Source organism: Chitinophaga eiseniae (assembly GCF_012641265.1).
Taxonomy (GTDB): domain Bacteria; phylum Bacteroidota; class Bacteroidia; order Chitinophagales; family Chitinophagaceae; genus Chitinophaga; species Chitinophaga eiseniae_A.
In genome coordinates this window covers 129,959-143,316 of the sequence record NZ_JABAHZ010000002.1, presented here as the reverse complement: position 1 = coordinate 143,316, position 13,358 = coordinate 129,959, and the positions used below count along the sequence as shown (strand labels likewise).

Sequence of the window (13,358 nt, the reverse complement as noted above, 5' to 3'; positions counted from 1 at the left end):
CTACTTTACATGCAATCAAATCTACGTCGTGCGCTCAAAAGGCAGCTACGCGCTCTGCTATTGCTGTTGCTTATCAGCTCATCAGTCTTTGCACAACAAGCCATTACCGGAAAGGTTATCTCAGGCGATGACCAGCAGCCTGTTATTGGCGCTACGGTTAAAGTGTTAGGCGCCAACCGCGGAGCAGTAACAGATGCCAACGGTAACTTCGCCCTTTCTGCCCCGGGCAACGCTGTACTCGAAATCACTTTTATCGGCTTCCTCCCTCAGCAATTTCCGCTCAAAGGAGCCACAGACATTACTATTACCCTGCAACCCGACAAAAAAGCATTGGATGAAGTAGTAGTTACGGCGCTGGGTATACGAAAAGAAGTAAAACGGGTAGGTTATGCCGTTCAGGAAGTAAAAGGCGCCGACATGGTAAAAGCCCGTGAACCGAATCCTGTTAACGGATTAGTCGGAAAAGTGGCCGGCCTCACCGTAGGCGCTTCCGCTGAATTATTAGCCGCCCCACAGGTATTATTAAGAGGTAATAACATCGGGCTCTATGTAGTAGATGGCGTGCCTATTAACTCCGATACCTGGAACATTTCCCCCGATGATATTGAAAGCTATACTGTGCTGAAAGGGGTTACTGCCTCCGCTTTGTATGGCTCCCGCGGCCTGAATGGCGCTATCATGATTACCACTAAAAAAGGAACCAAAGACAAGCGCGGCCTGTCCATTGACTTTAACTCCAGCACCATGTTCGAAAAAGGATTCAATGCCATCCCCAAAGTACAGGATGAGTATGGCCCTGGCGACCATGGTAAATACGCGTTTGTAGATGGTAAAGGAAACGGAACCAACGATGGCGACTATGATGTATGGGGACCAAAGTTTGAAGGACAGTTAATCCCCCAATATGATAGCCCGGTTGATCCGGCTACAGGTAAACGCACCGGCACGCCATGGGTAGCACGCGGTAAAAACAACCTGCAGCGCTTCCTGCAAACAGGCATGCTTAGCACCAACAACATCGCCGTTTCTTCTCACACGGAAAAAGCCGATTTGCGCTTCTCCCTGTCACATTCCTACCAGAAAGGAATTGTGCCCAATACCTCTTTAAACATTACCAACTTCAACATCTCCGCAGGTTATAATTTCAGTTCCCGCCTGCGCCTGGATGCCTACATGAATTACAACCGCCAGTACACCAACAACTTCCCGGATGTAACATATGGCCCCAACAGTATCATTTATAACACCCTGATCTGGGCTGGCGCCGACTGGAGCATGGATGATATGCGTAACTACTGGCAACCAGGTAAAGAAGGTATCCAGTCGATATACGCCGAATACCAGCGCTATCACAACCCATGGTTTATGACCTACGAATGGTTGCGTGGGCATTACAAAACAGATGTTAATGGTTATGCCAAACTGAATTATAAGTTCAGTGATAAATTGGAGCTGCTGGCCCGTACACAGGTGACTACCTACGACCTGATGAGAAATGAAAAGGTGCCTTTCTCTGCGCACCCTTATGGCATGGAAGAAGGTAAAGGTAACTACCGGGAAGACAAACGCTCGCTGTTTGAAAACAATACCGACGTATTGTTATCTTATACCAATGTATTTCCCCGTAAAATAGGGATCCATGCCTCTGTAGGTGCCAACGCCCGCTCATACCGGTATAATTCCAGCTTTGTAACCACCAACTACCTGAATGCACCGGGATGGTATGGCTTTGCCAATAGCCGCGATCCGCTGTTTGCTACCAACTATTCAGCCCAAATGCTGGTATTGAGCGCATATGGTTATGTAGATATTGACTTGGGTAAGTATGCGACTATCTCGCTCACCGACCGTTTCGATAAAAACTCCAGCTTGCCTATCCACAATAACGTTTATTCTTATCCTTCTGTAGCTATCAGCACCGTAGTTTCTGATTACGTACAACTACCGGAAGTAGTATCCTTCCTTAAGCTGAGAGGATCTTACGCTAACGTAAAAGGTGGATTTAGCCAGGCTACTATAGGCGCTACGCCATTGGCCAGCTATCCGCTGGGATATGGCGCGGAGTACCAGTCTTCCTATGATGGCCCGATTTTCAATACTAAATTTTACAACGTTCTCCCGGTATACCAGAACCAGGCAGGCGCTTATGTTTCTCAAACTATTGCTAATCCTGACCTGAAGCCATTTGCTACCAAGGTGTTTGAAACAGGACTAGACATCCGCTTCCTTAAAAATCGTATAGGTATCGACGCTACTTACTTTACCAGCAAGAATGGTCCACAGATCTATGATGTGATTATCCCCGGCTCTACCGGGTTTTCGAAAAACCGTATCAATGGTGTGAACACACGCAAAGTAGGATATGAATTTACCCTCAATGGTTCGCCGCTCAGGAACCCCAATGGCCTGAACTGGAATATCACTGCCAACTGGTCTACCTTCCAGGAAAAGTATATCAGCATTTATGATGGTGAAAATAAGCTGGATGCCTATACCGGCGTGGGCGACAGGGTGGATAAAATCTATGGTAGCAAGTTTGTACGAAACCAAAGTGGACAAATTATCAATGGAGATGATGGACGCCCAGTGGTAAATTCTACTCCGCAATTCCTGGGATATGCTAATCCAGACTGGGTTTGGGGGGTGAACAACAGTTTCAGTTACAAAGGTGTAAGCCTCAGCTTCCAATTCGACGGACGCGTAGGTGGTAACATGATTGATTATATTCAACAGCAAACTTTCCGCGGTGGCCGTAATATCCTTACCACACAAGGTGCTATGGGGGATGCCCGTTACCAGGATTATAAAGGCGTGAAATCATACCAGGGCGATGGCGTAGTGGTGAGCAATGGTGTACCTATCCAGTATGATAACAACGGAAATGTAACCAACTACGACAAGCTGCAGTATGCTCCGAATACTACCAAAGCATTCCTGCAGGATTATATCAGCGTGTACTATAAAACCAATGAGGCTAACCTCATCAGCAAAACATTTGCAAAACTGCGCGAAGTAACAATCGGTTATGCCTTGCCTGCCAACATGCTGAAAGGAACGTTTATCCGGGGAGCTAATATCTCCTTCGTAGGCAGAAACCTCCTGTACTTTGCTAAGAACAAAGATGTGGATATTGACCAGTATCCTGGTACACAGGGTATATCTACCCTGCAATCGCCTACGACTAAACGTTATGGCTTCAACGTAAATCTTACATTCTGATCACGCTCAATTATTAAACAAGCTTTGTATGAAATCATTTAAAATATTAGCCTTCGTTGCGATCACAGGCGCTGTGGTGAGCGGTTGCAATAAGCAATTTGAAGACTATGCTATCAATACGAATAAACCTTCTCAAACTCCACCCAGCCTCGTGTTAGGTGGCGTACTGTCGGATATAAATTCTGATAAACCCTGGAGTAATGTAATGCGCTGGAACCAATTTGATTGCTGTAACTATAACTATTATGGCGATCAACGTTATGATTGGGGAGGAGCTGATTTTAACAGCTATTATTCTATGAGTAACGTGCAGCAAATGGAGAGCGAAGCGTTACGTTTAGGGGGCCAGGCAGTGAACCCGTATACCGCACTGGGTAAGTTCTTCCGTGCCTGGTTCTTTTACCGCTTAACTAACCTGGTGGGCGATCTGCCAATGAAAGCTGCTTTGCAGGGTAAAACAAACCTGACGCCGGTATATGATAATCAGAAAGCCGTTTTTGTACAGATCCTGCAATGGCTGGAAGATGCCAATACCCAATTGGCGCAACAGATTGCTAACCCAGATAAAAGCATCACGGCAGAAGGACAACTGCTGAAAGGCGATTTTTACTACGGGAATGATATGGGCAAATGGCAGCGCGCAGTAAATACCTTGCGTTTGCGGGTATTGATTGCCCTGAGCAGGAAAACAGCAGATACAGACCTGAAGGTAGCCCAGCAGTTTAAGGATATAGTTAGCAATCCTACTAAATATCCATTAATAGAGTCAATGGACCAGAATCTGCAGTTCATTTATAACAATATCAACAAGTATCCATCTAACCCGGATAACCTGGGTTTTGATGCTACCCGTTATAATATGTCGGCCACCTACCTGAATACCCTGGTGAATTTGAACGACCCGCGTGCGTATATCACAGCCGAGCCAGCTACCAAACAGCTGAATAAGCTGGGTAAATTACCAACAGATATTACCGCCTATGTGGGTGCTGATCCGGGTATTAGCCAATCGAGCATGTCTTCCAGCATGTCTAATGTGGATACCGCAGAATATTCTGTGCGCAGCCGTAGCCGTTACTACAGCAACTACGCTGCAGAGCCGGGTGTAATCCTGGGTTTCCCGGAATTGTGTTTTAACATGGCAGAGGCGATTAATCGTGGATGGATTAGTGGTAATGCTGAAACATGGTATAAAAAAGGTATCAAGGCTTCCCTGGGTTTCTATGGCATTCCTGCCGAAGCACCGGGCGCCGTGGTGAAAACGTATGGTGGTAAACGTTATGAAATTCCGTTTGATTTCGAAAACGTGTATTACAAACAGGCAGCTGTGATGTACAAAGGCGATAATGCCCAGGGGCTCACCCAGATCCTGACACAGAAGTACCTGGCCTTCTTCGAAAACTCCGGATGGGAGGCTTATAACAACTGGAGAAGAACCGGTGTTCCCACCTTTACAGTAGGTACAGGTACCGGCAATAGCAGCATTATTCCCAAACGCTTTAAATATCCTGATGCAGAGCGGTCATCTAATACAGTAAACTGGACTGCCGCGCTGCAAAGCCAGTTTGGCGGTACTACCGATGATATCAATGGCAGCATGTGGCTGCTGAAATAAGAAAATGGTTGTTTCAAATTGAAGAATGGGGTGTCTCAAAAATGAGATGCCCCTTTCTCATTTTTACCAATTGAATACTTGTTTATACACGTTCCCCTGATCTCACTGAACTGGCTGGCGCCCCGATGTCAGTAGATAACCATTTTGCGTGTGCAAAAAAAACATCTGTAAATGTTAATTTACTGGTGGTCTATGACACTTTTGTATTATAAGTTTATATTAGGTCTGTATCAAAGAACCTCGCCCGAATTGAAATGAGTGTAATCTTTTGTTAAACCTTTGATAGTAACCCTGGTAGTAAGACTTTATGACATTTTCCAATTATTCACCGCACTGGACGATTATATTTCTTTCCGTATGGGCATGAGGGAAAGAAATTGCCTGTTATTTCACTGGTTGTCGGTTGCAAACGATAGCTGGTAAAAAGCCTTACTGCTACCGGGCTTAAAAAGGAGCAATAACCTTTTAAAACAACGTTAAATAATGAAAAAATTAAAACTAAAAACGCTGGGACTTGGGGTTGAAGAAATACTTACCAGAACGCAGTTGAAAAATATTCTTGGTGGCACAGGTAGCGGAGGACCATGCCCCGACGGGCAAATTCCATGCACCTGCACTCTTCCCGGAGATCCTCCTGTTGAAATCTACTCTTGCGTAACTACTCCACAGGAATGTGTTGATTCCTGCAAATAAATACGATTATAAAGCACAGACCAGGGGGATGAAATGTATCCTCCTGGTTTTCATTTCCTTAAAAGTACCGGCTTATCATGAAAAAAATGATGATCTTCTTCTTTTTGATTTGTACAAATGTATTCGGGCAGGTAAGTCCTTTCAAATGTTCCATAGAGGTCATTTATAAAATGACCTACCAGCCAGATAGTACAAATGATTTGAGCCGGTCTTCCGAATACATGGGATTATTTGTTGGAGACAGCTGTTCATTATTTCAGAGCATAAATTCGTACTATACCGATTCTGCCATGTATGCAGAAAATACTAAAGGTAATGCTATTGGGCCTTCTGTGTCATTTTACAATGACAATCCAACGAAGTTCCGGTATCACGTTTTAAAGACACAGGAAGGCATACACACCTATGATAGATTTAGCTCAGTAGTGGCCTTGTTATACAAGTATTCGGAGGAGAGATATATTTTTCAATGGAATGTGCTAAATGATACCACAACAATTGCCACTCTCCATTGCCAGAAAGCAGAAACGGTATTTGGAAACAGGAAATGGTATGCATGGTTTGCGCCAGATATACCGGTTTCCGATGGGCCGTATAAATTTTCCGGGTTGCCTGGGTTGATTGTGAAGATATCTGACAGCCAGAATTATTGGAATTTTGACTTAATCAGTATTTCCAATGTTGATAGAGTAATCAGACCATATTACTACAAGTCTCCATTAAGGCTAAAAAACAAAGAGGAATTTTTCCATTTAAAGGAGAAGTATCAGAAGAATCCTTTGGAAATGGATGAGGCTAGTGGGCGAATAAGTATTATGAGTGGGAGAGAAGCTTATTCTAAGAGGGCGCAGGAAAAGGCAAAAGCCGACAATAATTGGATAGAAATATATCACTATCGTAACCGGTAATCTGATGAGGAGAAGGCTGATACTGCTTATTCAATTCATATTTGCTTTTATTGGGAATGTATTTTCTCAAAGTATCATAACCGGGAGCATTGAAGATTCATTGCATAATCCCATAGCAGGGGTAAACGTGGTTTATCGAAAAATAACAGGTAACGTCATCATGGGATATGTTATTTCCGATAGAAATGGCATGTTTGAATTGAAACTAAATGATTCCATGGATAGCATATTATTGAGTATCCGTCATATCAGCTACCAGGAGAAGAAAGTTGTATTGAAGAATACATCAGGCAAATATCATTTTATATTGGGCTCAAAAGTTACTGTCCTGAAAGATGTTGTGGTAGCAAAAAAGCCTATTTATCAGATCAATGATACTATCAACTATGATGTTAATACTTTTACCTATAAAGAAGACCGGGTAATTGGCGACGTTATCAGAAAATTACCTGGGATTGAAATGGAGGGAAACAAAATCTTATATAATGGTAAACCTCTGTTGAAATATTATATCAACGGACTCAATTTATTAGATGGCAGATATGCGATCGCCAATAATAATCTGCCTATCGATGCTGTGAAGAATGTGCAGATTATTGAGAATGATCAGCCCATAAAGATCCTGGATTCTTTGACGTTTTCCAATAGTGCTTCCTTAAACATACAGCTTAAGAAATATCTCACCACTGGTACCGCAAAACTTGGAATAGGTGCTGGTCCGTTGCTTTGGGATGCCAATCTCACGCCTATGACCTTCAACAAGTCATTCCAAATAATTAATTCCTTTCAGGCTAATAATATTGGAGATGATATTTCTAAGCAACTGAATTCATATACGGCAGATGATGTTGGGTTTTTCTTTGATGCCCCACTTCCTGTTAATAATTATAAGTTCACAGGCGTCCGGGACTTAGCCCAACCCCCATTCGACAAGAAGAGATGGCTTGAGAATAACATTAAAATGGGCAGCTCCAATTTATTGAAGAAATTTGACAATGGTCTGGAGTTGAAAGGAAATATTTCCGTTTATAATGACTACCAGCAAATCGCGGGAAATACCTATACCAAGATCTCTACTCCCGGTGGAAATATAATAGTTAGTGAAAATTTGCATAACAACTACAACACCAGCGATCTGCAGGGAGACTTTACGCTGCTAAAGAATGACAAAAAGATATATTTAAAGAATAAGCTGAGCATAGGGAAAAAATGGGATGACAAGAATGGTTTAATTTTACGTAACCAAAGCAATAGTCTTAGCCAGTGGGAGAAATTGCATTTTTTTTTTATAAACAATGTGTTTACTTCGACGATGTTTTTGGGGAAACATTTGGTAGGGTTTAATGCCAATATCCATTATTCAGAAAGCCCTCAGCGTTTGACTGTATCTCCGGGCGTATTTCAAAATATATTAAATGATAGTCTTCCCTATAACAAGGCGACTCAACAGGTGCTTTATAAGGACCTCTTCATTGATAATAATTTGAGCTTCATACAACGAGTTGGCCATATTTCATTAATAGCCAAATTGGGTATTTTATTTCAGCAGCAGTTGTTGGAGAGCAATTTAGGGGTGGAAAGTTTACCCATCAATCCCGCGAAGCAGGATGGATTCGGGAATGATATCCAGTTCACCGCCATTAAAGCTTATTTGAATCCGACGCTCCGATACAACAATATGTCGTGGAAATTGCAGCTGGAAATGCCTGCCCGGCTTCAGCAGTTTTCCCTCAAGTATAAAATTCCGACGGGCGCTTCCACTACACTTAACAATGTTGTTTTTAATCCGAATATGTCTGTCGTTTATGACATTTCCTCTTTATGGGAATTGTTTTTCAACATGCGCTATGATAATCAGTTTGGGGATTTGTCGCAGTTGTACAACGATTATATGCTAACCTCTTACAATAGATTGCAAAAATCAAAGACCGGATATATCGGGCAAAGCAATCAATGGTCAAACAGCTTATCACTTAAATATAAGAATCTGGTAAATTCATTGTTGGCAGACGTGATGTTTCACTATGACCGGACCCGGAATAATTATCTGGCAAATAACTTTATTGATGCTGTTGGTGCTACTTCTATGGAGATGCTACTGCTGGGGAATGCCCGGAAAACAACTTCTGTAACTGCTACTGTCAGTAAGCTATATAGCCCGATCAAAAGTACATTTAAGTTGATCGGAAATATAAACAATACAACCTCTCCCCAGTTGTTTAATAGCGACATGAGCATGCTGAAGATTAGTTCATACACAGCTTCAATGGTCATCTATAACAACCTTTTTGAACTTTTTGATTTTAATTATCGAATGAATCTGTCGTTTATCACAAGCCGTCTTTCAGAAAAAAAACTTGACGATATCCGGCTGCAAACACATTTGCTGGAAATGAATGTATTTCCAGTAAAGCATCAAATGCTGACTATTCATTCTGATTTTTATATTAATAAACTAAGAACGAAGAAGAATCAGGCTTTTCTTGATGTAAAGTATACCTATACTTTGCCTAAAAAGAAAATAGACTTCGCACTAAGCTGTAATAATCTCCTGAACACGAAAAATTATATTATTCTATATAATTCCTCTTATTCCATCATTGAAAGCCAATATGGTTTGAGGCCACGGCAATTTGTTGCAACCGTAAGATTCAGTTTCAAATAATGTTTTAATGTGAGGGTTTATCCGTAGTCCATCTTACTGAGAAATTTTACATGGTGTTTAATAATACTTAACATTAAGTTCAGTGTTTGTTAACATTCTATTTACATTGGACCTGCACCTTTGTCCCAAACCATTTGTTACGATGCTGAATATTTCCTGGTTGCGGAAGCGGTTGCAAAATGCCCATCACCTTACGTTTTCATTGTATGCGGCCCTGGTGGCTTTTGGCACCTATTCCTGCATGTATGCCTTCCGGAAACCCTTTACATCCGGGATTTTCGAGGGGGCCACTTTCCTGGGGATCGATTACAAGATATGGTTGGTGATCACACAAACAATTGGCTATGCCTGCAGCAAGTTTTATGGTATCCGCTTCATTGCAGAAATGAAAGGCAACAAGCGTGCGCAGAGCATTTTATTACTGATCGCTATCTCCTGGTTGGCATTATTGGGCTTTGCCCTGGTGCCTGCTCCTTATAACATTGCATTTTTATTTATCAACGGCTTTCCCCTGGGAATGATCTGGGGCCTGGTATTCAGTTACCTGGAAGGGCGGCGCAGTACAGAGTTTATGGGGGCTGTATTATCTATCAGCTTTATTTTCTCTTCTGGTTTTGTGAAGTCGGTGGGGAAGATGACCGTGGTAGACTGGCATATAACGGAATATTGGATGCCTTTTGTGACCGGGTTGATATTCATTGTGCCGATCATAATTTTCGTGGTGTTGTTAGAGCAAATACCACCACCATCCGCAGAAGACGAACAGCTCAGAACCAGACGGGCGCCGATGAATAAACAGGAGCGTAAAAGTTTTCTACAGGCCTTTTTGCCTGGACTGGTATTGCTGATTGCGTCTTATGTGTTATTAACGGTATTAAGAGATATGCGTGATAATTTTGCTGCTGATATCTGGAAGGACCTGGGTTATGGCTCCGAGGCCGGAATTTTTACCCAAACAGAAATTCCTATTTCTATTGCTATTATCCTGATTATGAGCTTGCTGGTATTTGTAAAGAATAATTTCCACGCTTTCATGCTGAATCATATTATCGTGATCACCGGCTTTCTTATTGCGCTGGTTAGTACCCTGATGTTCCGCCAGCACCGCCTGGATCCCGTTTGGTGGATGACCCTGACCGGACTGGGACTTTATATGGGATATATTCCTTTCAATTGTATTTTCTTCGAGCGGTTGATTGCAGTGTTCAAGTATGTGAGCAATGTGGGGTTTGTTATTTATGTAGCCGATTCTTTTGGTTACCTGGGAAGCGTAACCGTGATGTTATTTAAAAATTTTAGTGGCGTATCCCTGTCCTGGAGCCAGTTTTTCATAGATGCGGTGATCAGTGTATCCGTTACCGGTATTGTAATGATGATAGTCGCCGCCTGGTATTTTAAAAAAAGATATGAATCAGTGAACAATAAAAGCACCCCGGGATTTAACGAAGAAGTACGGATGGCGGCCTGAAGAAGGAGAAATTAAAAAAGGCAAATCGCTCATATGATATGAACGGTTTGCCTTTTATGTCTTTATAACAGGAATCTAATTAGCTTTTTGCATCAGCATCAGCGCTGCTTCCTTTCTTTGTTGGCTCATCTTTGGCATCTTTAAACTCACGTATGCCGCTACCCAAACCACGCATCAGCTCAGGTATCTTCTTACCACCAAACAATAACAGTACTACTAATGCTATCAGCAGCAATTCTTTGATACCTATTTCCTGCAAAAACAAAAGCGGGATATTCAGAAAAGATGTTGTCATTATAACAGTTTTAAATTGTGTTCTTTTATTTAAGGTATATGCAAACATAAAGTTAGCACGAAATACCAGTTTTTTTGTTTTTTAGAGAGATATTTGAAAATTTTAATATAATTGATTTGTTCGCAATTACTTATAAATTAGAAAATATCACTTTTATCTCCTCATTTTCTACCTGTAAGTGAGAAATATGGCCATAATCCACCAAAATATCGAACGCATCCACGAGTGCAGTATCAGTCACATGCGCCAGTATACAGCGGATCACCCCGCCATGGGTCACCAAAACAGCATCTTTCCCATTGGACATTACTTCTTCCAATAGCTGTATACTACGAACATATAATTCTTCATAACTTTCTCCTCCTGGAATATGTTCAAAGACTACATTATCTGCCCATTTGCGTAAAGCAGTGCGACTGATATTATCCCAGGGCAGCATTTCCCAGTCGCCAAAGTTCATCTCCTTCAGCCGGTCATCTTTTGTGTAGGTATCGCCAAATAAGGCAGCTGCCAGCTTTTCGCAACGCTGCAATGGACTGGTATATACTTCCAGGGATTTAGCAGGGAGCAAAGGCTTTATCCTGGCCACTTCTGTATCAAAACTTGCGGCTACATCCACATCTGATGCACCATAGCAAACACCACTTTCTATTGCCGGTGTGGTATGCCGGATTAAATATATTTCCATGTGAGAATACAAAAGCATAAATAAATGACCACTTCCGATACCTGTTGTACCGCCCCGAGACAGTCGCCTGTATAGCCGCCAATCCATTTTTTCATGAGACGTACCAGGTACCAGCGCGCCAGTAACAAGGCTGGTACTGTGAGGAGCAAAGTGTAATTCTGCAGGTATACAATGATGGCAGCAAAAGGCACGCAGCCCCATATACCCGCTGTGATCAGCCCTGTTGAGCTAATCCCCTTGGCAATAGGTTTAGCCTTGCTATCTTCATTGTCACGAACATATTGGTGGGTATATATGACCGTTACCGCCATAAATCGGCTCAACGGCTGCGCCGCCAATATAGTCAGCATCACACCGAATATCGGTAGTTCCCGCAAACACAGGAATTTGAGCGCCATCAGTAACAGGAGCCCCAGCATACCATAGGTGCCAATGCGACTGTCTTTCATGATGTCCAGTATCTTTTCTTTGGTCCAGCCACCGCCAAAGCCATCGCACATATCGGCAAAGCCATCTTCATGAAAGGCGCCGGTAGCCCAGATACCCGTAATTAGTGCCAGCAGGATGCTGACCATAGGAGGGGCAATATTAGATACTACATATAGTACGCCTATCATGCAGCCTGCCACGATCCAGCCTACAAGCGGCAGATAGCGGGTAGCCTGGGTGAGCATATCCGGGTGATAAGGCGTATTAACGGGAATGGGTAAACGAGTATAAAACATGATAGCGGTAAGCAAGAGCTGCCACTGTTTTTTCATATCGTCCGATTTGATACCTGTGCACTATTAAAGCTGGCCATGTCCCGGAGAAACGCTACGGCACTCTGGATAAGCGGTATAGCCAATGCTGCGCCGGTACCTTCTCCTAAACGCATATCCATTTGCAACAGGGGAGATACCTCCAGGTGTTTCAACATGGCTTTATGGCCATTTTCTTCCGAGCAATGCGCAAATACGCAGTAGTCTTTCACGGCAGGTTGCATGTTTACCGCTGCCAGCAGGGCGGCTGTAACTATGAAACCATCTATCACCACCAGCATTTGCAGCGCAGCTGCCTGTTGGATAGCGCCGCAAATCATGGCAATTTCAAATCCGCCAAAAGTAGCCAGCGCCTGTTCCGGCGATGCCGGCCTGGCATGCTTGGCCATCACCTGTTGTAATATAGCCCGCTTTTGTGCCAGCTGTTGCGCATTACTGCCGGTGCCTATGCCGGTACATTCTGCCACCGGTATGCCCGTAAAGTGGCTCATCAGCAGCGCGGCCGCTGATGTATTGCCAATACCCATTTCTCCAAAACCGATGGTATTGCATCCCTGTTGATGTAATAGGGTCACCTCTTCTGCGCCGGCCTGCATAGCCAGCTTACACTGGTCTAACGACATGGCGGGCATATGCAGGAAGTTCTGGGTACCCATACCCATTTTACGGTCTTTCAGCAGTGGGTGAGGGGCAAACACATGGTTTACGCCCGCATCTACCACGGTGAGTTGTAGCTGATGCTGCCGGCAAAATACATTGATCGCAGCACCTCCCTGTAGAAAGTTGTAGACCATCTGAGCGGTAACGGCCTGTGGAAAGGGATTTACCTGCCCATCGGCAGCAATACCGTGATCGCCGGCAAACACAATAATGGAGGGCTGCTGAATAACTGGAGTGAGTGTGTTTTGTATGAGCCCGGCCTGTAAAGCAATTCCTTCCAGTTTACCCAGCGATCCGGGTGGCTTGGTCTTCTGGTTTATCTTATCCTGTAATGCCGCTTTTAATTCCTGTGATACAGGTGTTATCCGGATATTGCTCATACGATG

9 protein-coding genes are annotated in these 13,358 nt (G+C 43.3%); 5 read left to right on the top strand and 4 right to left on the bottom strand.

Annotated features, from left to right (window positions below):
• Positions 1-9 precede the first annotated feature (9 nt).
• From HGH91_RS08140 to HGH91_RS08120, 5 genes are all read left to right on the top strand, one after another.
• Positions 10-3,219, top strand: a complete 3,210-nt coding sequence (locus tag HGH91_RS08140) for a SusC/RagA family TonB-linked outer membrane protein (RefSeq protein ID WP_168737985.1) — start codon at positions 10-12, stop codon at positions 3,217-3,219.
• A gap of 28 nt (positions 3,220-3,247) precedes the next feature.
• The gene (locus HGH91_RS08135) at positions 3,248-4,834 is read left to right on the top strand and encodes a SusD/RagB family nutrient-binding outer membrane lipoprotein (protein WP_168737984.1); all 1,587 of its coding nucleotides are present in this window, start codon (positions 3,248-3,250) and stop codon (positions 4,832-4,834) included.
• 770 nt (positions 4,835-5,604) lie between these two features.
• Positions 5,605-6,435, top strand: a complete 831-nt coding sequence (locus tag HGH91_RS08130; RefSeq protein WP_168737983.1) for a GLPGLI family protein — start codon at positions 5,605-5,607, stop codon at positions 6,433-6,435.
• A gap of 4 nt (positions 6,436-6,439) precedes the next feature.
• The gene (locus tag HGH91_RS08125; protein WP_168737982.1) at positions 6,440-9,100 is read left to right on the top strand and encodes a hypothetical protein; all 2,661 of its coding nucleotides are present in this window, start codon (positions 6,440-6,442) and stop codon (positions 9,098-9,100) included.
• A gap of 142 nt (positions 9,101-9,242) precedes the next feature.
• Positions 9,243-10,568, top strand: a complete 1,326-nt coding sequence (locus tag HGH91_RS08120) for a DUF5690 family protein (RefSeq protein WP_168737981.1) — start codon at positions 9,243-9,245, stop codon at positions 10,566-10,568.
• Between the two features lie 79 nt (positions 10,569-10,647).
• Here the strand turns inward: HGH91_RS08120 and HGH91_RS08115 are convergent, their stop codons facing one another.
• From HGH91_RS08115 to cobT, 4 genes are all read right to left on the bottom strand, one after another.
• The gene (locus HGH91_RS08115) at positions 10,648-10,863 is read right to left on the bottom strand and encodes a twin-arginine translocase TatA/TatE family subunit (protein ID WP_145660976.1); all 216 of its coding nucleotides are present in this window, start codon (positions 10,861-10,863) and stop codon (positions 10,648-10,650) included.
• Positions 10,864-10,993: 130 nt separating this feature from the next.
• Positions 10,994-11,551, bottom strand: a complete 558-nt coding sequence (gene cobC, locus HGH91_RS08110) for an alpha-ribazole phosphatase (RefSeq protein ID WP_168737980.1) — start codon at positions 11,549-11,551, stop codon at positions 10,994-10,996.
• A complete protein-coding gene (locus HGH91_RS08105; protein WP_168737979.1) occupies positions 11,536-12,312 on the bottom strand; it encodes an adenosylcobinamide-GDP ribazoletransferase in 777 nt (258 codons plus the stop codon). Before HGH91_RS08105 ends, cobC begins: the two co-directional genes overlap by 16 nt.
• On the bottom strand, positions 12,309-13,352 hold the full coding sequence (gene cobT / locus HGH91_RS08100; RefSeq protein ID WP_168737978.1) for a nicotinate-nucleotide--dimethylbenzimidazole phosphoribosyltransferase: 1,044 nt from the start codon (positions 13,350-13,352) through the stop codon (positions 12,309-12,311). The genes HGH91_RS08105 and cobT overlap by 4 nt, the downstream gene beginning before the upstream one ends.
• Positions 13,353-13,358 lie beyond the last annotated feature (6 nt).

Coding starts and splice junctions, on each gene's coding strand:
- HGH91_RS08140 (WP_168737985.1), top strand. CDS start 10: ATGCAATCAAATCTACGTCGTGCGCTCAAAAGGCAGCTACGCGCTCTG.
- HGH91_RS08135 (WP_168737984.1), top strand. CDS start 3,248: ATGAAATCATTTAAAATATTAGCCTTCGTTGCGATCACAGGCGCTGTG.
- HGH91_RS08130 (WP_168737983.1), top strand. CDS start 5,605: ATGAAAAAAATGATGATCTTCTTCTTTTTGATTTGTACAAATGTATTC.
- HGH91_RS08125 (WP_168737982.1), top strand. CDS start 6,440: ATGAGGAGAAGGCTGATACTGCTTATTCAATTCATATTTGCTTTTATT.
- HGH91_RS08120 (WP_168737981.1), top strand. CDS start 9,243: ATGCTGAATATTTCCTGGTTGCGGAAGCGGTTGCAAAATGCCCATCAC.
- HGH91_RS08115 (WP_145660976.1), bottom strand. CDS start 10,863: ATGACAACATCTTTTCTGAATATCCCGCTTTTGTTTTTGCAGGAAATA.
- cobC (WP_168737980.1), bottom strand. CDS start 11,551: ATGGAAATATATTTAATCCGGCATACCACACCGGCAATAGAAAGTGGT.
- HGH91_RS08105 (WP_168737979.1), bottom strand. CDS start 12,312: ATGAAAAAACAGTGGCAGCTCTTGCTTACCGCTATCATGTTTTATACT.
- cobT (WP_168737978.1), bottom strand. CDS start 13,352: ATGAGCAATATCCGGATAACACCTGTATCACAGGAATTAAAAGCGGCA.